Origin of the sequence: Williamsia muralis, assembly GCF_051487485.1 — a bacterium.
GTDB classification, from domain to species: Bacteria; Actinomycetota; Actinomycetes; order Mycobacteriales; family Mycobacteriaceae; genus Williamsia; species Williamsia muralis_B.
Genome location: NZ_JAHVCV010000001.1, coordinates 228095 through 247296, shown reverse-complemented (window position 1 = coordinate 247296; position 19202 = coordinate 228095). Strand labels below are relative to the sequence as shown.

The following is a 19202-nucleotide window of genomic DNA, read 5'->3' as shown; positions in this document are numbered from 1 at the left end:
TATCGGACAGTGGACCCAGGTGCCGGAGAAATCCGGTGAAATCAGTAGGACGCGGTGCCGCCGTCGACGCTGAGCAGCGCTCCGGTGATTCCGGCGCCCGCGTCCGAGGCAAGCAGCATCGCCATTGCGGCAACTTCTTCAACTGTGTTGGGCCGCTTGATCGCCGACTCCTCGGCGAACAGTGCAACCATCTCCTCGAACGACATACCCATCGCCTCGGCGGTGGCGGGGCCGTTGTCCTTGATGATGTCGGTGATCACCAGGCCCGGGCAGATCGCGTTCACGGTGATGCCTTCGGTGCCCACCTCCCGCGCGATCGACTTGGTCATCCCGTTGATCGCGTGCTTGGCGGCGACGTAGGCGGTGAACACGGGCTTGCCCTGCTTGCCCTCCACCGACGAGATGTTGATGATGCGTCCGTACTTGTTGGGGAGCATGTGCTGCAGCGCGCGGCGGGTGGCCCAGAAGTTGGCGTTGAGGTTCCAGTTCATCACCAGGTTCCACTCGTCATCGGTGAGCTTGGCGGTGGGCTGAAGGTCTTTGGCGCCACCGGCATTGTTGACCAGCACGTCGATGCGTCCGAACGTGGCGACTGTCTGCTCGATGAAGTCCTCGACGTCCGCCTGTACGGTCACGTCGCCCGGGAAGAATGCGGCTCGCTCGCCGACTCCGAGATCGGCCAGTGCCTTCTCGCCCTTCTCGGCCGACCGTCCGTTGAGCGCCACCTTGGCGCCCTCGGCGAGAGCCGCCTCGGCGATCCCTCGTCCAATGCCCTGGGTACCGCCGGTGATGGCGACGACCTTGTCTTGCAGCTTCATCAAATCTCCCTTGAACCAACGGTCGGTTGAGTGCAGACAAGTTACTTGTATTCGTCTACAGTCTCAGTACAGTGTTACATGTCACACACAGTACTGCACCCAAAATATAGAAACTATCCCAGAGTCGAGATGAGATGACCGAAGAACGTTGGCTGGTCGATACCGATCCCAGCAACCGCCTGCCCGTGTACACCCGGCTGAATGCCAGCGACGTGCTGTCCGATCCGATCACCCCGCTGGGCGCCGATCTCGGATGGATCCAGAACATCTTGCCCGGTTGGAACTTCGGTTACGCCAGCTTGGGCAGCTATTCGCTGGCCGAGAAGCCAGATGTCGCCGCATCATCGGGCATCTTCTACGGCCACCTGTACATCAACCTCTCGATGTCGCGGCTCGTCGGGATCCGCGGTGGACTGCCGGTGGAGTTGGTAGACCAGCTCTGGTACGGCGGCGATCCCGACATCCCCGCTTACGTGGGCCATCCGGACGACGAGAACGCAGACGCCAGCCGCCGGCTGGCCGACCGCAACGCATGGGCGCTCTCTACAGAAACCTTCCCGGAGTTGGAGGAAGATCGCACGCTCGCGGACCGACTGCGCACCGAGCGGCCCGACCTCGCGTCGTTGACCCCCGCGGCCCTCGTCGCGCGCGCACGTTCGGTGATGCCGCTGGAGCGGGTCGCCTGGCGTGGCGAGGTGGTGGCCACCAACTGCGCCGCTGTCGGCCCCGCCGTGCTCGGCCAACTGCTGGGTGCCGATCATCAGGACCTCATCGTCACGCTTGTCGGTTCGGCCGGCGACGTCGATTCGGCCCTGCCGTCGTATGCGTTGTGGGAGCTCGGTCGCCTTGTCCGCGCCGACGAGCAGCTGATGGCGGCTTTCGACGGTGGCGTCGCCGGGGTGGGTGCGCGGATCGCCGGAATCGATCCCAAGTTCGACGCGTCGCTCGAGCAGTTCCTCCTCGACTTCGGATACCGAGGGCCGAACGAGTGGGACCTCGGTTCGGTGTCCTGGGAGACCAAGCCCGACCTGGTGTTCTCGCTGATCGATCGGCTCCGGCTGCAAGACGATTCGGCATCACCCGCTGCCCGGTTGTCAGAACACGCGTCCGCCACCGACGACGCGCTGGCGCGTGCCCGGGCCATCGTGGGTGACGACGCCGAGGCACTCGCGACCCTCGACGCCGCGGTCGCATCGGCCCGGCGGTTCGCAGCCTGGCGTGAACGGGCAAAGACCAACTGCATCAAGGTGTTGCACGAGGCACGTGTCCCGCTGGTCGAGTTGGGCCGACGGCTGCACGCGCAGGGTCATCTCGAGTCACCCGACCACGTCTTCATGGCAATCGACGACGAGCTCGACGCCCTGGCCAGCGCCCCCGAGTCGATGACACGAACACTGGCCGGCAGGCACCGGCAATGGCGCGAGCTGTTCGGACTGGAACTGCCGACGTTCCTCGACACCCGCGAGCCGATGCCCCCGCTGTCGGGTCTCAAGCGCAAGGGCGAATCGGCCGTCGAGGGTGTGAAAGTCGGTGACGTGCTGCAGGGTTCGGGTGCTTCACCGGGTATCACCACCGGGCGCACCCGCGTCATCACCTCGATGGATGCGCTCGACACGTTCGAGGTCGGCGAGATCCTCGTCGCACCGCAAACCGATCCGTCGTGGACTCCGCTGTTCATGGTGTCCGCCGGCGCGATCACCGACGTCGGTGCCATGGGTTCGCACGCGATGATCGTCAGCCGCGAGCTCGGAATCGCTTGCACAGCGGGCGTTCCCGCTGCGACCCGACGGATCCCGGACGGCGCGCTCGTCGAGGTCGATGGCTCCAAGGGCACGGTAACAATTCTGGAGCTGCCGTGAGCAGCGGTGTCATCACCACCACGCGCGCGGTCTTCCTGAAGGAGCGACCGGCAGACGGGGAGCCCCTTCCAGAGCACTTCGAAGTTCGTGAGACGGCCGTACCTGAGATCTCGGGCGATCAGGTGCTGGTGCAGAACCTGTTCATGAGTGTCGACCCGTCGATGCGGGGGCGTCTGGGCACTTCGGAGATGCACTACACCACCAACTTCCAGGTCGACGCCCCGCTGGACGGCTCGGCGCTGGGCGTGGTGGTTGCCGGGAACAGCCTGATCCCGAACGGGTCGTACGTGCGCCACCGGTTGGGCTGGCGCGAACACGCCGTGGTCGACGGTTCCGCCGCGGCGGTCATCGACCCCCGGGGGCTCGAACTGCACCACTGGCTCGGGGTGCTGGGGCAAACAGGTTTCACCGCTTACGCAGGTCTGGTCCGCGCGGGCGAGTTACGTCCGGGCGACGACGTCTTCGTCTCGGCTGCCGCCGGTGCGGTCGGCAGCACAGCTGGGCAGTTCGCCCGATTGATGGGTGCGCGCACAGTGATCGGCAGCGCGGGAGGCCCGGCGAAGGCGGGGAAGCTCATAGAGGATCTCGGCTTCGACGCGGGCATCGACTATCGCAGCGAGCCGATCGGATCCGCCCTGCGGACCGCCGCTCCGGACGGCATCGACCTTTACTTCGACAACGTCGGCGGCGACCATCTTGTCGCCGCGCTGTCGTCTCTGAAGGTCGGAGGCCGAGTTGCGCTGTGCGGGATGATCTCCAACGGTGGGCCTGACCGTCCGGCAATCGACGTGTTGATGAACGCGATCCTGAAGCGAATCACGCTGCGTGGCTTCATCGTCCGTGACCACGAAGATCTGAGGGCCGAGTTCGAAGATCGGGTTGTCGGCTGGCTTGCGGCGGGCGAACTGGTCGCCGAATCCACCATCTACGACGGTCTGGACAACGCCGTGGACGCTTTCCTGTCGATGCTCGGCGGCGGGAACGTCGGCAAGATGTTGGTCAGCCTCGGCTGAGTTCGCCGGCGTCGGCCATGTCGAGGACAAACCGGTAACGCACATCGTTGCGAGACAACCGGTCCAACGCCTCGTTCACCTGGCGCGAGGGCAGCACTTCGACATCTGCGGTGATGTTGTGCTCACCGCAGAAGTCGAGCAGATCCTGCGTGTGTCTGCGGCCGCCGCTGCCCGCAGAGGAGAGGCTCTTGCGGCCGATCAGTAGGTCGACGGTGTCGACCGTCATCGGCCCGAGATGCCCCACCACGCAGAGGGTTCCGTCCAGAGCGAGGCAGCGGAGATATGGGGCAGGGTCATGCTCCACCGGGACGCAGTCGATGATGAGGTCGAGCTTTCCGGTCATCTCCGCCATCGAGGCGGAATCGGTCGAGATCACCACGCGGTGGGCCCCGAGCCGAGAGGCGTCCTCGGCCTTTCCGGTCGACGTGGTGAACACCGTGACCTCGGCGCCGAGCGCATTCGCCAACTTGACGGCCAAGTGGCCGAGGCCGCCGGCTCCCACCACACCGACCGACATGCCCGGACCGACAGAGTTGCTGCGCAACGGCTCCCACACCGTGATTCCCGCGCACATCAGAGGCGCCACTGCTGCGGGGTCGAGGACCGAGGGGCGGTGGTAGACAAAACGGTCGCGCACAACGTACTCGGTGGAGTACGCACCCAAGGTTGTCGAACCGTCACGTCGGTCGGTGCCGCCATAGGTCAACGTCGGATAGTTTCGGCAGAAGTTCTCCTGACCCACCCCGCACATGTCGCAGTCTCCGCACGAGTCGACGATGTTGCCCACCGCCACCTCGTCGCCCACTCCGAATGCGGTGACCGCCCCTCCTAGCGCGGTAACCGTCCCGACGAACTCGTGACCGGGGACCATCGGCGGCGAGTCCGGGCCGGGCGCGAAACTGCGAACTGCGTGCAGATCGGTATGACAGACCCCGCAGAACGTGACCTGCACGGCGACATCGTCATCCCGGAGCTCGCGCCTTTCGAACTGGAAGGGTTCGAGACCTGACGTTCTGGTGCTCGCTTGATAGCCCGTGACAGTTCGCATGTGTCCTCATCTCAATAACCAACCAACCAGTTGGATTCGACAGTAGGTGGTCGCCGGCGTTGTGGCAACCAACGAGTTGGTTTTGGGTAGAGTGGGCGTTCATGGGCGACTCATCAGAGACCAGGAGGCGAATACTGGCCGCGGCCACCGCGGAGTTCGCGGCCTACGGGATCGCCGGCGCTCGGGTCGACCGAATCGCTGCCACCACGCCGATCAACAAGTCGCAGATCTACAGCTACTTCGGCAGCAAGGACAAGTTGTTCAACGCCGTCTTTTCAGCGCGTGTTGATGCCGATGTGGACACCGTGCCGTTTGATGCGGACGATCTCCCCGGCTACGCCGTGCGTCTCTACGACATGTATCTCGACGACCCGTGTCTTGTTCGGTTGTTGTCATGGGCGAGGTTGGAGCGCACGCCCACAGGCGCCCTCTTCGCGCACCTACCGAACCGCGATGCCGATGTGCTCCAAGCGATTTCGAACGGTCAGGCGCGCGGGATCCTCGTCGACGATGTAGATACGGAAGACGTGTGGTCCATGTTGATCGCGTTGGCGAGCACCTGGGCCCAGAATGCAATCGTCTACACGGCGACCGGTGACGACAGCCCGGAGGATCACAACCGACGACGGGCGGCCCTACGCGTGGCGGTCGGCCGCGCTTTCTGCCGCGACCGGTGAATGTGGGGCGTCAGACCAGGCCAACACCAGGCTCGCACCTACGATGCCGAGCAACGTGCCGATGATGAAGCCGCCGAAGTTGGCTGCCGGGAGTGCAACCAGCGCGATGATCATGGCGCTGATGCCGGCGGGCAATTTCGTCGAGGGTCGCAACAAAGATGTGGCGCCGCAGAGCAACATCAGTGCACCGAGCAGTAGCGTCGACACCCCGGAGATGGTGCTGATGGTGACGAGAACATCGCCGACGTGAAACGTTGTGTAGGCGGGCAGCAGCAAGCACATACCCGACACGATGATCAGGACGGCGCCCCAGAACGGCCGTTGTATCCGCCAGATCCGGAATCGCGCGCGTCGGGTCTGAGTACCTTCCGCAGTCAGCACGTCGTGGATCCCTTTTCCACGTCGATGGTGAAGTTCTTCATCGACACTGCGCTTGCGTTCAGCGAGATGACGTCGATGCGTGCCTGCGTCATCGTGGCGTTCGTCGCGGTTTTCCCAGCCGTCAGAACCCCCTCGGCCTGACCCGTGGCCGAGACGTCGAGTCCGAGTTGCGCCGGCCCGGTCTTGATCGACCCTCCCAAGGACGAGGCATCGACCACAAGGTTGTCCACCGTGGTGTTGTTGCCCGGAACACGGATGTACATCGTCACATCGCCGATGAACGGGAGCCCGTGAGCGACAGTCGAGAGACAGACGTCGGTCAGTTGAGCGGATTCCAGACTGATGGCCGCGCTCGGCAGGTTGCCCTTGGTGGTGGTCTCAACCTCCCGGGCGAACACCGTGACATTCTGTGCGGTGCCAGAAGAGATCGTCGCCAGCGACGACTGGCCAGAGATCGACAGGTTCATGGGTAGATCGCCGTGGGCGATACCCCCGCCGATGAGCGCGGCGCCGACAATGCCGACGGATGTGTACGTGGCGAAGCGGCGTTTCCGAATGGATCCCATGTGCGAGCCCTAAAGGTGGTGGGTGAGAGACAGACGTGGCGTCAGATCACCGGGCACATGGGCAGAACCCGGCTGATCACGCTCGCTGTACCCATCGTCGCGCACGGGCAAACCGTTTCGGACCCCAGGGAGTCGGCCGTCACACGATGTTGATGGTGTTCAAAACGGTCGAGGCGTAGTCGGAGTCGCCGTCGACGGACACGTGATCACGCCATGAAGTGCGAGTTGTGCCCCACATCACAAAAGACGTTGCAGTGGACGCGATCACGGTGTCTGCGTCGATGATTCCGGCCTCGACAGTGAGGAGCTCGGAGCCGGGTCGCAGGGTCCACTCGCCGCCACCGGGTCCTGAAAGCCGCACGCCCAACGAGCGGTCGAGCACCGAACTGACCGGCTTGCACATCTGCGGCAGTCCGTCCCACATCCAGCCGATCGCAGCGCTCAGCACCTCGTTGTCGGGTTCGGCGACCGGGCGGGTGACCGGGCCCTCGGGTGCCAGTAGATCCACATACATATGGCACCACATGTCGAACGCAAAGGCGTCCGAAAGTTGGTGGCTCTGATACGTTCCCAGGTCTGACATGGTCATCGGGGTTCTTGCCACACCGTCTTGTTGCATCATTTCCAGCACACCCATGGCGCCGTCGGCGCTGTTCAGGAACTCGTCGGCGACCTGGGTGCTGGTCCAGTCGCGGCGCTGCGCCACGAGCAGTTCCTGCATCTCCTCGGCAGTGGCGGGAGTCGGTGCTCCGGGATCCTCGGCCGGGGGATCGACCATCACCTTGAAGTTCGAACCTGTGTGTGCCACCAGGTCTTTCACCGACCAACCGGCACAGCGGCTTGGTGCTTCCCACTCGTCGGCCGTGAGGCTGCGGACAACGTCTGCGTACCTCTCGGCGAGTTTCTTGCTCGCGACCAACCCAGCTGTGCTCATAGGGGACTCCCTCGGCGAACGTTGCGCACACTGTGATGCGCGTCTCAATATCGACAGTCAACCAACAAACAGGTGGCGTTGTCAAGTAACTCAGAAGGGTGGAGGAGCGAGCTCGTCCGACTCCTGACTTCGTCGGCGGTTTCGTTCCCTTTCCTGTTGACGGCGTGCATGTTTGGCAGCAGTACGCGTCTTCTGTCGGGTGTCTGAGATTGGTGGCGAATGTGACGATGGGTGCCTGCGGGGGACCGGGCCGGCGTCCCAGACGAGACGCGCGAGTACCGGGAACAGGTCTTCGCCGGTCCAGGCTGGGCCGCGATAGGTCCGCCCTTCCGGCGTGATGAAGACGAGCCGGGTGCGACCGTTGCGCGTGTCCGGGTACTGGTCATCGAGCCAGTCGGAATAGGTCTTGAGCAGATGGTGGAAGCGGCAGAGAACCTTCATGTGGCCCGGGTGGGTATGTCCTCCGGCGGCCGGGTCGTTGTGGTTGTACTCGTGGGTGTGGTCGAGGTCGGCGCCCCAGGCTTTGCGGTCGCAGCCAGGCCACGTGCAGTAGCAGTCGCGGATGCGAATGTAGCTGTCCGCGACTGCGGATGGCCTGTACGGGTCGCCTGGTTGTACGGCAGGCAGTGGAACGGCCTGCACAAAAGGCGGTTCGACGGCGTCCCGCGTACCTCCGACGCCGACGCTCGGAATGCTCTGTGGTGCCCGGCGATACAACGTTCGCTGCGTGAGATCACCGTCGGATGTTGTGTGTTCTTCGGGCACCTGCTCGGGATCTTCGCGGTCGCGAACGGAACTGGGGGCTTCTGCGGACCGGGGGTCGTCCAGATGCGACGTGGGGGCGGTGTCTGCGACAGACTCGTCCCGTTGCACCTCCCGGTAGTCGTTTCCCATGGGACGGGCGACGACTTCCGGCCTGGTGGCGATGTCGCGGACGTGGTCAGCGCTGATCACCCCATGCCCGTCGAGGTATCCGGGACTGTCTGCGCTGCCGTCGACGGTGGCTCGATCAGCGATCACGTGGAGGATGATCTTCACGTCGATGCCCGACACCACTGCCTCGTGGGTTGGGACCGTGCGAATGTCGGCTGCGCAGGGGTGCTTCGGGTCGTTGGGGCACTGGCAATAAAACTCGCGAGCCATCACCACTGCGAACAGAGCGTCGGCCATCCGGTCGGACTTGCGCCGCGGATCGGCCTTGCAGACCGACATCGCCAGCTTCTCGAGGCGCGCCATGATCATGGCGGTCTCTTCGGCACTCGCGACCGCATCGATGGCGGACATTCCGTGCTCGATGTTGTTCGACCACACGCCGCGCTTGTTCTTCGCGTCTTCCCTATCGTGACGGACGAGGTCAGGGTCGCGGCGAAATATCGTGGAGTCGACCATGTCTCGCATGCGGTTCTTCGACCACGATCCGTTTCGTTGCAGGTGGCCTGCTATCTCGTGGTCGATGTCGGCCATGAACGCTGACCCGTCGATCAGGTCGGTCCTCGAGACGATCGTCGCGATGTGATGAGCTGCAACCCGTCCCTGCCGCAGTTGTTCGTTGACGGCCGGTAGCCGGTCTCGCAGAGCCAGTGCTCGCGACAGGTGGTGCTCGGCACCCTGCTGAGTGATCTGCTGCGCAGCTGCCAACCGAGCAGCGCAGACGGCGAACGGGTCGAGCGCCCTCAGCGCAACCGCGGTGTCCTCATGTGGCTCGACCAGTTGCCGGTGCAGCTGTGCGGCAGCGTCGTAACGCGCCCATTCCAGGTAGGCCTGGCCTGCAACCGCTGCCTCTGCATTGCGCAGCAACTCGTTGGGCCGCAACACCGCCGCCGCCCCGATTCCGGTCGCCCGTTCCTGCTCTGATCTTGTTCCCCCGAACATGTGTTCGAGTATATCGGAGGGGTCTGACAAACGTGCGGTCTCGCCGCACATGTGTGGAACTGAGGATCGGGTGGACACAGGTTTGTCTGGACATGACTTCGGCGTCGGCTCGACGCAGTATCACCGAACCCCGGTGTTCAGCTCCGATCGATCCGGAAGACGGGGATAAGCCTGTGCCACACCGGCGAACTCGCTCAGCGGTGCCTGATGGGAAACCGGGAGTGCGGGCGGGCCCCGGGAGCGATCTGCAGGTAGCAGCGCAGGATCGACGCGCGTTCACCGATGGGAATCTCGACGAGGTGCACCGGGCGCTGATTGAGCTCGGCATCGCCGCCGGCTTCGCGCACGTTGTGCACCCAGTTCGCGTCGTCTCCGAGCGTCGAGACCAGGTAGCGCGAGCCATCGTGTTCAGCGATCACCACCGGCAGCGATACCGGCCTGCCGGAGCGTCTGCCGCGCACCGTCAGCGTGGCACCGCCGCTCCGTTTGAATAGGCCGCGGGAATACAGCCGTGACGACAGCGAATTGATGAAACGGGCCAGGCTGTGGGGCCTACCGTCGCGGTACATCCATCTCTTCGGGGCATACCACCACGGACCGCCGGCGGTCGATGATTTTGCTGGGTTCGTGTCGTTACGCTGACACATCGCCACCCAGCGTGCCTCAACGCAGGTGCGCGGTCTCATTCACGGACTGGATGACAAACCTGCCCGACCGCATCACCGCGACGCGGGTCATCGAGGTGTAGCCGGGGTTGAAGAAGAACGGTGAGGGGGCCTGCAGGATGTCGGTCAGCAGAGTGTTGATCACACCGCCGTGGGACACGATGACGGTCAACTGGCCGGGTGCCCGCTCGGCTGCTTCGGCCACCGCCGCTCGCATGCGGGCCGCTGTCGCGACCTTGTCGTAGTCGGGGATGAACTCGTCGTATCGGCCCTCCGCGAAGGCCTTTCCCCGTGGCGTGGCCGCGATGGCCTCGGGTGTGGCGTAGGTGGTGCGATCGCTGTCCCATTCGCGAAGCCGCTTGTCCACGTGCACTTCCAGTGCGTGCGGCTGCGCTGCCAGCAGCGCGGTTTCGTGTGCTCGGGCGTAGTGGCTGGAGACGAACTGGGCCACCGGCTCCGCCCTGAGCCATTCGGCGAGACGACGGGCCTGAGCGACACCCTCGGCGCCCAGTGAAGGGTCGGCCACAGCGGGGCCTCCAGGTAGTCCATGGCGGACCAGGATGATCTGACTGGCTGTGGCGATGGTGTCGGGGGCGGTGGTGTCCGCGGTGGCGGTGACCGCGTTGTCGACCTGTGTCATGGGTTCACCGTGCCACGCAAGTGAGCGGTGTCGTTGATGGCATCAACAACGGTGACACCGGAATCGAGTCGGCGCAGCCGGGCCACGGAGGTGTAGGCGGGGTTGTGCCAGAACGTCTTGGGCATCTCGAGTACGTCCGCGATGGCTGCGTTGAGGATGCCGCCGTGGGCGACCACCACAACCCGTCCCGATCCGTAACGCTCGATCACCTGCTCCATCGCACTCCTGGCGCGGGCACGGAACTTCGGTAGATCAAGTTGCGGCACATAGTCTTCGAACCGCCCGGCCGCCACGGCGAGTAGTCGAGGATCGTCCGGTTCCATGTCTTCCAAAGCGACATAGTCTTCGGGGCTGATGTCGTCGTCCCATTCGCGAAGATCTTCGAGGACAAGGTCCACCTCGCGGCCCAACCCCGCTGCGATGGTGTCAGCGGTTTCACGCGCGCGGGCCAGGGGACTGGAGACGACCGCATCGACCGTCTCGTGTCGCAACCACTCGGCGAGTTTGCCCGCGTCGGCGATCCCCTCGGGCGCCAGGACGGGATCACGAACCCCCGACACGGGTTGGCCATGCCGGACGAACAGGATCTCGATCATCGGTGCCTTTCGAAGAGCATCAGGTCATACGGACGAACGGGTGATTCAGCCCGCTATCGTGCGGCCGGTGGCCCAATAGGGGGCGCGTAGGGCCTTCTTGTCGAGTTTGCCCATCGCGTTGCGGGCCAGTTCGTCGACGACCACGTATTGCTTGGGGCACTTGTACGAGGCCATCGACTCCTTGGCGAACGAGGCGAGCGCGTCGACGTCCAGCGAAGTGCCCTGTGCGGGAACAACAAGCGCGAGAAGCGCTTCGCCGAGATCACCATCCGGTACGCCGATCACGGCGACCTCGGCGACATCCGGATGGGTCAGCAGCACGCGCTCACTCTCGGCCGGGTAGAGGTTCACCCCGCCGGACACCACCATGTCGGCCACCCGGTCGGTGATGAAGACGTACCCCTCGTCGTCCACGTAGCCGACGTCCCCAAGAGTCGCGACCCCGGGCAAAATGTAAGCGGCAGCCGTCTTTTCGGGATCAGCGTGGTAGACCACACCGCGTTCGGGTGGGGTGCGAAATCCCAGTACGCCGACGGAGCCGCGCTCGAGTTCGGTGCCCTCGTCGCCCACGACCACAGCTTCGAACGGCGGTACTGCCCGGCCGACGGAGCGTGGATGCTCCAGCCATTCTGCCGAGTCGATCTTGCACACGGTTCCGATCTCGCTGCCGCCGTACGACTCGATGAGTACCGGTCCGAACCAGTCGATCATCGCGCGCTTCACGTCCGGTGGGCAGGCCGAGCCGGTATGCGCCACGTATTCCAGGCTCGACACGTCGTACCGGGCTCTCACGGCATCGGGCAAGGCCAGCAGGCGTTGGAAGTGTGTGGGCACCATCAACGTGGAGGTCACCCGATGCGTCTCGATCAGTTCGAGGGTCCGCTCCGGATCGAAACGGCCGAGGATCACCACCGGCTGGCCGGAGAGCAGATGGCGAATCGACGTCAGCGGTCCGTTGTGTTGCAGGGGCCCGACCACCAGGTGGGTGCCCGCCGGGTACCCCGATCGGCCTGCGACTGCCGTCGCGAAATCCGCGGCGTTGGCGGCGGGCGTCGGCAGCCAGTGCACCTCAGTTCCGCGAGCGCGCCCGGTTGTGCCCGATGTGTAGACCAGCGGGGGCCGGGCGGGTCGCTGATCGGGAGCCGCTGTGGCGGCCGAGGTGGTGGGAGAGTCCAGAAAGTCGGCCCAGGTGACAGCACCGTCGGCGGCGGGAGCGTGGTGTGCGATCACGGCCCGTAAGTTCGCCTTGCCGGCGGCTTCTGTCGCCGATTGGAGGCCAAGGGGTCCGGTGACCACCGCCACGGATCCGGAGTCGATCAACTGGTCGGCCATCTCGCCTGCTTTGAGCTGCCGGGATACCGCAACCGGCCCCACGCCGCGGCCGATGGCTGCAGCGTGCGCGAGCAGGGTTTCCACGTTGTTCTCGCCGATCACTGCGATGCGCTCGTCAGGATCGCCGGCCACACCGATGAGCCGCTCGCCGAGGGAGTCCAGAACGCCCAGGACCTCGTGCCAGGTCATGACCGTGCGGTCGTCCACCAGGGCTGTGCCGGTGGGATCGGTCATCGCCCGATCGCGGATTCGGTCGAGCATCGACTCAGTCCTTCCAATACGTCCGTGTAGGCGCCCATCGTGCGATTTACTGGATACCAAGTCAAGTAAGACGCTGGGCCGCGGATCTGCTGTAGTAACTTTATAGTGATTCTACTTACATTCGGCTACAGTAGTGGTCGATACTGCAGAAGAAGTAAACAAAGTCGCCCCCGGCGTCCATGACTGCAAGGTTCGAAACGAGAGAAGAGGTGCTCGTGGTGACTTCGACCGCGACCAACGCAACCCGCGAGGCCATCGAGCCCGTCGGATCCAATGACCCCACTCCGAGCAAAGAAGTGCTGCTCGACCTCCATCGCCGCATGGTTCGGATCCGGCAGTTCGAGACGGAGGCGGGCCGCCTCATGGAGGGCGGCAAGCTGCCCGGCTTCTTGCATCTGTATGTCGGACAGGAAGCGGTGGCCGCCGGCGCCATGAGCAATCTGCGCGACACCGATCAGATCTCGTCGACGCACCGCGGGCACGGTCACGCCGTGGCCAAGGGTGCGCAGTTCCGGCAGATGTTCGCCGAACTGTTCGGCCGGGTCGACGGCTATTGCAAGGGCCGTGGCGGCTCGATGCACATCAACGACCTCTCGATCGGCATGCTCGGCGCCAACGGCATTGTCGGAGGCGGCATCCCGATCGCCGTCGGAGCTGCGTTCGCGGCCAAGTACCGCGGCGAGGACACCGTTGCCATCCCGTTCTTCGGCGACGGCGCAAGCAACATCGGCGCCTTCCACGAAGCGGCGAACATGGCCGGGATCCTCAACCTGCCGGTGGTGTTCGTCTGCGAGAACAACGGCTACGCCGAGTTCACCGCACTGCGCGACCACATGAAGCTGGAGAACGTCGCCGACCGCGCGCCTGCCTACGGCTTCCCCAGCGAGATCTGCGACGGCATGGATGCCATCGCCGTGCGTGCCGCGGTGGGGCGCGCTGTTGAACGTGCTCGTGATGGTGGCGGTCCGACGCTGGTGGAGGCCAAGACGTATCGGTACTACGACCACCAGGGTGTGAAGGGTCTGCGCAAGACCTACCGAACCGTCGAAGAGGTCGAGGCCTGGAAAGAGCGCGACGCCATCAAGCTGCTCGAGGCCCGCGCGGTCTCCGAAGGTGTGGTGACCGAGGCCGAGTTCGCGCAGATCTGGGCCGAGGTCGACGCCGACATCACCGAATCCGTGAAGTTCGCCGAGAACAGCCCATTCCCGGACCTGGCCGACTTCGCCCTGAACGTCTACAGCGACTGAACCCGAGAAGGCTGAACACATGTCTACTGCAACAGAATTGACGACGACCGAGACCGCTCCGGCCGCGCGTCAGACAACCTACGTCAAGGCGTACAACGAGGCCATCGCGCAGATCATGCGCGAAGACGAGGACGTTTTTGTCATCGGCGAGGACGTCGCGGCATATGGCGGCGTCTTCCACATGTACGACGGTTTGCTCGCCGAGTTCGGTGATCGTCGGATGGTCGACACCCCCATCGCCGAGATGGGCCTCATCGGGCTCGGCGTCGGCGCCGCTGCACGGGGTTTGCGTCCGATCGTCGACATCATGTTCATGGACTTCCTGGCGGTTGCGCTCGACCAGGTGGTGAACCAGGCGGCCAAGATGAAGTTCATGTACGGCGGGGAGGTCAAGGTCCCCATGGTGATCGCGGTGGCCTACGGCGCCGGCGTCAGCGCGGGCGCGCAACACTCGCAGAGCCTGGAGAGCTGGCTGGCGCACACCCCGGGTCTGAAGGTGGTCATGCCATCAAACGCGTATGACGCCAAGGGCCTCATGGTGTCTGCGGTGCGCGACGACAACCCCGTTGTCTTCATGCTGAACAAAGTGCTACTCGGCGCGCGCGGAGAGGTACCCGAGGAGATCTACGAGGTGCCGCTGGGCCAGGCAGCGATCCCGCGGGAAGGCGATGACGTCACCATCGTCGCGTTCGGCCGAATGGTTGTCGAAGCGCTCAAGGCGGCCGACATCCTCGAGCAGTCCGGCGTCTCCGTGGAGGTGGTCGACCCCCGATCGGTCCAGCCGCTCGACACCGCCACCATCGTGAAGTCCGCATCCAAGACGAACCGCATCCTGGTGGTCCACGAGGCGGTGACCTTCGGTGGGATCGGCGCGGAAGTGGCCGCCCAGATCCAGGAAGAGGCATTCGACTACCTCGACGCCCCGGTCCTGCGGATCGGAGCACCGTTCACGCCGGTGCCGTTCAGCACTCCGCTCGAAAAGGCTTATGTCCCAGACGCGGACCGCATCGTCGCAGGAGCGCGCCGACTGCTCGAAAGGAACTGATCGTGGCTCAGCAGATCGTGCTGCCGAAGTTGGGGCTCACGATGCAGGAGGGCGTCATCGGTGAGTGGCTGGCCGGTGAAGGCCAGCACATCGCGGTGGGCGACCTGCTGCTGCGGCTAGAGACCGACAAGGTCGAGGTGGACGTGGAGGCCGAAGCCGAGGGCATTCTCGCCACCGGCGCATCGGCCGGCGACGTACTGCCGGTCGGGGCGGTGATCGGCTGGCTGTTGGGCGAGGGCGAGTCGGCCCCCGACGGAACGGCTGCAGTGGTCGAGCAGGAACCCGTCGCCGAGACGCACACCGCTCCCGCCACAGTGGTCGTGGGCGGCCCCGATGACGGCGGACGGATCAAGTCCTCTCCGAATGCGCGGCGGGTCGCGGTTGCTGCGAACGTGGACCTCTCGACCATCCGTGGCACGGGGCCCGGCGGCCGGATCGTGTCCGAGGACGTCGAGGAACATCTCGCCGCAGCTCCAGTCCAGGCGCCCGAACCGACCTCAGCGACTCCGGCGACAGGCAAGCTCGCCCAGACCGTCGGCGCAGCAAGCCAATTCGTCGGACCACTTGTTCGTCGTCGCGCGGACGAACTGGGCGTCGATCTCGCGGAGGTCGCGGGAACGGGTATCGGAGGCCGCATCACCAAGGCAGATGTCGAGGCGGCTGCGGGCACGGTGGCAGCTCCGGCTTCCATCGTCGGATCGCCCACAACGGGTCCCCAAGCGGGTGAGGTCATCCCGCTGACAGGCATGCGAGGTGCCATCGCGCGCAACATGATCGACAGTCTGCAGACGATGGCGCAGTTGACTCATGGCTACGAGGTGGACGTCACCGCCTTGGTGGCCGTCCGCGAGCAACTCAAGGCCGAGGCAGCACAATCCGGTTCAAAGGTGCCCAGTCTCAACGACTTCGTTGTCAAGGCAGCGGCCCTCGCGCTGCGTGAGCACCCGCTGCTCAACGCGGGCATCGCCGACGACAAGATCACGCTGTTCGAAGAGATCAACGTCGGTGTGGCGGTTGCGGTAGACGGTGGTCTGATCGTGCCCGTGGTGCGCGACGCAGACAGTCTGTCGGTGGCCGAGGTCGCCGACCGCATTCGGACTCTTGCGTCAGGGGCGCGGACCGGCAAACTGGGCCTGTCGGACATGGAGGGCGCAACGTTCTCGGTGAGCACGCTCGGCGCGTACGGTGTCGACTTCTTCACCCCCGTCATCAACCCGGGCAACGTCGCGATCCTGGGCGTCGGCCGAGTGAAAGACGGCTTCCGTTGGGAGGGTGAGACTCCCGTCCGCACGCAGGTGTTGACGTTGAGCCTGACCTTTGACCACCGTGCAGTCGACGGGGCACCGGCCGCCGAATACCTCAAGACGCTGAGTGCCATCTTGGGTCGTCCGCTCTCACTGCTGGCCGGGCGCTAGTCAGGGCTCTGGCATGGAAGGAAGCGTTGTAGACGAGACGTTGTTCGCCCAAGTGGACCCGCCTGTGCTGTCCGGGTCAGGTTGCGCGGGGTGCGGCGTGGTGGTGTTCCCGGCCGCGACCCGTTGTCCCGCGTGTGCGAGTGCAGCGATGGAGCAACGGTCACTCCCGACACGCGGGAGGGTGTGGACCTGGACGACGCAGTCATTCGCGCCGAAACCGCCCTACGAGGTACCCGATTCGGGTTTCGAGCCGTTTGTGGTCGGTTACATCGATCTGGGTTCGGTACTGGTGGAATCGAGGATTCTCGGACCGGTGGTCATCGGTGACGAGGTGGAACTACGTCTTCTGCCATTGGCCGGGGGCGACATCTCCTTTGCGTTCGAGAAGGTCGCCGAATGAGCGCCGGGGACGTCTACATCGTGGGTGCAGGCATGCACGCCTTCGGTCGGCACCCCGGGGTGACCGGTATGGACATGGGTGAGCACGCATTGCGGGCTGCTCTCGTCGATGCAGGACTCGTATGGTCCGACATCGATGCCGCCGTCGGTGGGAGCAATGTGTCCGGCAAGCCGGATTCGCTTGTATCGCGGCTCGGTTTGACCGGCATACCGTTCACCACCGTCAAGAACGGCTGTGCAACAGGCGGAGTGGCTTTGTCGACCGCGGCCGACATGCTCACGGCCGGACGCGCGAATGTGGTTGCGGTCGTGGGGTTCGACAAACACGAGCGGGGTGCGTTCGGCTCGGATCCCGCCGCGTACGGTCTCGGTCAGTGGTACGCTCGGACCGGGATGATGGTCACCACCCAGTACTTCGCGATGAAAACCCAGCGGTATCTGCATCAACACGGCATCGACAGGACAGCGCTGGCGGCAGTCGCGGAACGTGCTTTCGCGAATGGTGCGGCGCATCCGATGGCGTGGCGTCGCACACCGCTCACCACACACCAGGTGCTCGACGCCGCGACGGTCAACGATCCGCTGACCCAGTACATGTTCTGCTCGCCCGGCGAAGGTGGTGTGGCATTGGTCCTCGCTCGCGGCGACCGTGCTCATGACATGTGCGACAAACCGATTCGGCTCGCGGCGGTCGAGGTCCGAACCCGGCGCTTCGGGTCCTTCGAGGTGTTCTCACCCTGGCTGCACACCGATCCGGTGAACAGCCCCAGCATCGACGCCGCCGCGGCCGCGTTCGATGCCGCAGGCGTGCGCCCGGCTGATGTCGGCGTTGCGCAGTTGCAGGACACCGACAGCGGCTCAGAATTGATCCACATGGCCGAGACCGGACTGTGCCAGCACGGCGAGCAAGCAGAACTGCTCGACTCGGGTGCCACCCGTCATGACGGAGGGCTGCCCATCAACACCGACGGCGGCTGTCTGGCCGGCGGCGAGCCCATCGGTGCGTCCGGGTTACGCCAGGTACACGAGGTGGTCCGCCAGTTGCAGGGGCGCGCCGAAGGCCACCAGGTGCCAGATCAGCCGGAGATCGGTTTCACCCACGTTTACGGTGCCCCGGGCCTGTCGGCATGCACGGTCTTGACCGTCTGAGCACGAAAGGACCATCGTGACCGAAACTCTCGATACCGTGCCGGCTCTCGCCGACTTCCAGGAGGAGGTGCGCCGCTGGCTGGCGTCCATCGTGGACCCGCGGCCGGCGCCGAGTCCGACGGACAAGCCCGACCTCGCGGTGTTCCGTAACCTGTCCGACGAAGACGAACTCGATTTGCTCGATGCCGTCCGGGCGTATCGCCGACAGCGTTTCGATGCCGGCTACGGTGCCGTCACGCTCGCCGCGGAACACGGAGGCCGTGGACTGCCTGCCTCTTTCGCATCGGCGATCGCCCAGGCCGAGCGTGAGTTCGACGTCCCACCGTCCACTGAGTTGATCAGCGTCACCACCGGACTTGTCGGCCCCGCCGTTGCCATGTTCGGCACCGCCGAGCAACGGGCAAAGTACGCGAACCCGTTGCTGCGTACCGATCTTCTGGCGTGCCAACTGTTCAGTGAGCCCGGTGCCGGTTCGGATCTGGCCGCTCTGAGTTGTCGAGGTGTTCGGGAGGGCGACGATTGGATCTTCAACGGCCAGAAGGTGTGGTCGTCGGGTGCCAGATTCGCCGATCTGGGCATGCTGCTGGCGAGAACCGACCCCGATGCACCAAAACACAAGGGAATCACCGCGTTCCTGATCCCTCTTGACGCGGAGGGCGTCGACATCCGGCCGATTCGGCAGATGAGTGGTGGCGCCTCGTTCAACGAGGTGTTCCTGCAGAACGTTCGGGTGTCGGACAGCATGCGACTCGGTGCGGTCGGGCAGGGCTGGAAGGTCGCCAGTGCCACATTGGCATTCGAACGTACGGCGTCCGGATCGGTCACCCGGAAGAAGGGCGGTTCGGTCGCCGAACTCGTCGCTTTGGCCCGGTCATCGGGTCTTGTGGACGATCCCCTGGTACGTCAAGATCTGGCGGACGCCTACATACGATCGGAACTGCGTGCCGCGACCGCCGACCGGGTCGCTCGTGCCGCTGCAGCCGGACGCTCGCCCGGCCCGGCTGCGTCGGTGGGCAAACTGATGGCTTCCGATGTGCTCGGACGTATCGGTGAGATTGCTGCAGACCTGCTGGGAAACAACATCACTGCGGCCGTGAACCCTGACCAATTCGCATGGACGGAGCATCTCCTGGGCAGTCCGGGCTACCGGTTGGCGGGTGGCACCGACCAGATCCAGCGCAACATCATCGGCGAGCGGGTGCTCGGCCTTCCGCCTGAGCCGCGTGAGGACCGCGACAAGCCGTGGTCGCAACGCGACAAGCGCTGACCGGCCGCCGCGAGGGCA

19 protein-coding genes are annotated in these 19202 nt (G+C 64.9%); 9 read left to right on the top strand and 10 right to left on the bottom strand.

The window, feature by feature from the left end; all coding sequences use genetic code 11:
- Positions 1-41: 41 nt before the first annotated feature.
- Positions 42-818, bottom strand: coding sequence for an SDR family NAD(P)-dependent oxidoreductase (locus KXR83_RS01220; RefSeq protein ID WP_031332414.1), 777 nt, complete (start codon positions 816-818; stop codon positions 42-44).
- 134 nt (positions 819-952) lie between these two features.
- Here KXR83_RS01220 and KXR83_RS01215 point away from each other — a divergent pair, with 134 nt between their 5' ends.
- Positions 953-2677 (top strand): PEP-utilizing enzyme, encoded by a 1725-nt coding sequence (locus KXR83_RS01215; RefSeq protein WP_437423226.1) that lies wholly within the window; start codon positions 953-955, stop codon positions 2675-2677.
- Positions 2674-3690 (top strand): NADP-dependent oxidoreductase, encoded by a 1017-nt coding sequence (locus KXR83_RS01210; RefSeq protein ID WP_437423225.1) that lies wholly within the window; start codon positions 2674-2676, stop codon positions 3688-3690. Before KXR83_RS01215 ends, KXR83_RS01210 begins: the two co-directional genes overlap by 4 nt.
- Here KXR83_RS01210 and KXR83_RS01205 read toward each other — a convergent pair.
- A complete protein-coding gene (locus tag KXR83_RS01205) occupies positions 3677-4738 on the bottom strand; it encodes an NAD(P)-dependent alcohol dehydrogenase (RefSeq protein ID WP_437423224.1) in 1062 nt (353 codons plus the stop codon). The genes KXR83_RS01210 and KXR83_RS01205 overlap by 14 nt on opposite strands.
- 101 nt (positions 4739-4839) lie before the next feature.
- On the opposite strand from KXR83_RS01205, the gene KXR83_RS01200 reads away from it, so the two are divergent.
- Positions 4840-5415 carry a TetR family transcriptional regulator gene (locus tag KXR83_RS01200; RefSeq protein ID WP_437423223.1) on the top strand — a complete coding sequence of 192 codons (576 nt, stop codon included), beginning with the start codon at positions 4840-4842 and terminating at the stop codon, positions 5413-5415.
- Here KXR83_RS01200 and KXR83_RS01195 read toward each other — a convergent pair.
- The 8 genes from KXR83_RS01195 to KXR83_RS01160 form a co-directional block, all read right to left on the bottom strand.
- Positions 5374-5796 (bottom strand): DUF6114 domain-containing protein, encoded by a 423-nt coding sequence (locus KXR83_RS01195; protein ID WP_437423222.1) that lies wholly within the window; start codon positions 5794-5796, stop codon positions 5374-5376. The two genes, KXR83_RS01200 and KXR83_RS01195, sit on opposite strands and share 42 nt — an antisense overlap.
- On the bottom strand, positions 5790-6362 hold the full coding sequence (locus KXR83_RS01190) for a DUF6230 family protein (protein ID WP_437423221.1): 573 nt from the start codon (positions 6360-6362) through the stop codon (positions 5790-5792). The genes KXR83_RS01195 and KXR83_RS01190 overlap by 7 nt, the downstream gene beginning before the upstream one ends.
- A 139-nt stretch (positions 6363-6501) precedes the next feature.
- The gene (locus KXR83_RS01185) at positions 6502-7296 is read right to left on the bottom strand and encodes a maleylpyruvate isomerase family mycothiol-dependent enzyme (protein ID WP_437423220.1); all 795 of its coding nucleotides are present in this window, start codon (positions 7294-7296) and stop codon (positions 6502-6504) included.
- 90 nt (positions 7297-7386) lie between these two features.
- A complete protein-coding gene (locus KXR83_RS01180; protein ID WP_437423219.1) occupies positions 7387-9168 on the bottom strand; it encodes a DUF222 domain-containing protein in 1782 nt (593 codons plus the stop codon).
- A gap of 194 nt (positions 9169-9362) precedes the next feature.
- Positions 9363-9737, bottom strand: coding sequence for a nitroreductase/quinone reductase family protein (locus KXR83_RS01175; protein WP_437423218.1), 375 nt, complete (start codon positions 9735-9737; stop codon positions 9363-9365).
- A gap of 94 nt (positions 9738-9831) precedes the next feature.
- The gene (locus tag KXR83_RS01170) at positions 9832-10473 is read right to left on the bottom strand and encodes a histidine phosphatase family protein (RefSeq protein WP_437423217.1); all 642 of its coding nucleotides are present in this window, start codon (positions 10471-10473) and stop codon (positions 9832-9834) included.
- A complete protein-coding gene (locus KXR83_RS01165; protein WP_437423216.1) occupies positions 10470-11069 on the bottom strand; it encodes a histidine phosphatase family protein in 600 nt (199 codons plus the stop codon). The genes KXR83_RS01170 and KXR83_RS01165 overlap by 4 nt, the downstream gene beginning before the upstream one ends.
- A gap of 45 nt (positions 11070-11114) precedes the next feature.
- Positions 11115-12662 carry an AMP-binding protein gene (locus tag KXR83_RS01160; protein ID WP_437423215.1) on the bottom strand — a complete coding sequence of 516 codons (1548 nt, stop codon included), beginning with the start codon at positions 12660-12662 and terminating at the stop codon, positions 11115-11117.
- A 218-nt stretch (positions 12663-12880) separates the two neighbouring features.
- Between KXR83_RS01160 and KXR83_RS01155 the strand changes: the two genes are divergently transcribed.
- The 6 genes from KXR83_RS01155 to KXR83_RS01130 are packed head-to-tail and all read left to right on the top strand — an operon-like array spanning position 12881 to position 19184.
- Entirely contained in the window at positions 12881-13909 is a 1029-nt protein-coding gene (locus tag KXR83_RS01155) for a thiamine pyrophosphate-dependent dehydrogenase E1 component subunit alpha (protein ID WP_437423214.1), read from the top strand.
- Between the two features lie 19 nt (positions 13910-13928).
- On the top strand, positions 13929-14954 hold the full coding sequence (locus KXR83_RS01150; protein WP_437423213.1) for an alpha-ketoacid dehydrogenase subunit beta: 1026 nt from the start codon (positions 13929-13931) through the stop codon (positions 14952-14954).
- A 2-nt stretch (positions 14955-14956) separates the two neighbouring features.
- Positions 14957-16369, top strand: coding sequence for a 2-oxo acid dehydrogenase subunit E2 (locus KXR83_RS01145; RefSeq protein ID WP_437423212.1), 1413 nt, complete (start codon positions 14957-14959; stop codon positions 16367-16369).
- A 13-nt stretch (positions 16370-16382) separates the two neighbouring features.
- Entirely contained in the window at positions 16383-16769 is a 387-nt protein-coding gene (locus KXR83_RS01140) for a Zn-ribbon domain-containing OB-fold protein (protein ID WP_437423211.1), read from the top strand.
- The gene (locus KXR83_RS01135; RefSeq protein ID WP_437423210.1) at positions 16766-17917 is read left to right on the top strand and encodes a thiolase family protein; all 1152 of its coding nucleotides are present in this window, start codon (positions 16766-16768) and stop codon (positions 17915-17917) included. The genes KXR83_RS01140 and KXR83_RS01135 overlap by 4 nt, the downstream gene beginning before the upstream one ends.
- A 16-nt stretch (positions 17918-17933) precedes the next feature.
- Positions 17934-19184: an acyl-CoA dehydrogenase family protein gene (locus KXR83_RS01130; RefSeq protein WP_437423209.1), complete on the top strand. Its 1251-nt coding sequence runs from the start codon at positions 17934-17936 to the stop codon at positions 19182-19184.
- Positions 19185-19202: the final 18 nt, after the last annotated feature.

Excerpts from the sequence above, each read along its gene's own strand:
- KXR83_RS01205 (WP_437423224.1), bottom strand. The coding sequence starts at position 4,738 with ATGCGAACTGTCACGGGCTATCAAGCGAGCACCAGAACGTCAGGTCTC.
- KXR83_RS01220 (WP_031332414.1), bottom strand. The coding sequence starts at position 818 with ATGAAGCTGCAAGACAAGGTCGTCGCCATCACCGGCGGTACCCAGGGC.
- KXR83_RS01175 (WP_437423218.1), bottom strand. The coding sequence starts at position 9,737 with ATGTACCGCGACGGTAGGCCCCACAGCCTGGCCCGTTTCATCAATTCG.
- KXR83_RS01160 (WP_437423215.1), bottom strand. The coding sequence starts at position 12,662 with ATGCTCGACCGAATCCGCGATCGGGCGATGACCGATCCCACCGGCACA.
- KXR83_RS01190 (WP_437423221.1), bottom strand. The coding sequence starts at position 6,362 with ATGGGATCCATTCGGAAACGCCGCTTCGCCACGTACACATCCGTCGGC.
- KXR83_RS01200 (WP_437423223.1), top strand. The coding sequence starts at position 4,840 with ATGGGCGACTCATCAGAGACCAGGAGGCGAATACTGGCCGCGGCCACC.
- KXR83_RS01180 (WP_437423219.1), bottom strand. The coding sequence starts at position 9,168 with ATGTTCGGGGGAACAAGATCAGAGCAGGAACGGGCGACCGGAATCGGG.
- KXR83_RS01215 (WP_437423226.1), top strand. The coding sequence starts at position 953 with ATGACCGAAGAACGTTGGCTGGTCGATACCGATCCCAGCAACCGCCTG.
- KXR83_RS01140 (WP_437423211.1), top strand. The coding sequence starts at position 16,383 with ATGGAAGGAAGCGTTGTAGACGAGACGTTGTTCGCCCAAGTGGACCCG.
- KXR83_RS01150 (WP_437423213.1), top strand. The coding sequence starts at position 13,929 with ATGTCTACTGCAACAGAATTGACGACGACCGAGACCGCTCCGGCCGCG.
- KXR83_RS01135 (WP_437423210.1), top strand. The coding sequence starts at position 16,766 with ATGAGCGCCGGGGACGTCTACATCGTGGGTGCAGGCATGCACGCCTTC.
- KXR83_RS01165 (WP_437423216.1), bottom strand. The coding sequence starts at position 11,069 with ATGATCGAGATCCTGTTCGTCCGGCATGGCCAACCCGTGTCGGGGGTT.
- KXR83_RS01185 (WP_437423220.1), bottom strand. The coding sequence starts at position 7,296 with ATGAGCACAGCTGGGTTGGTCGCGAGCAAGAAACTCGCCGAGAGGTAC.
- KXR83_RS01170 (WP_437423217.1), bottom strand. The coding sequence starts at position 10,473 with ATGACACAGGTCGACAACGCGGTCACCGCCACCGCGGACACCACCGCC.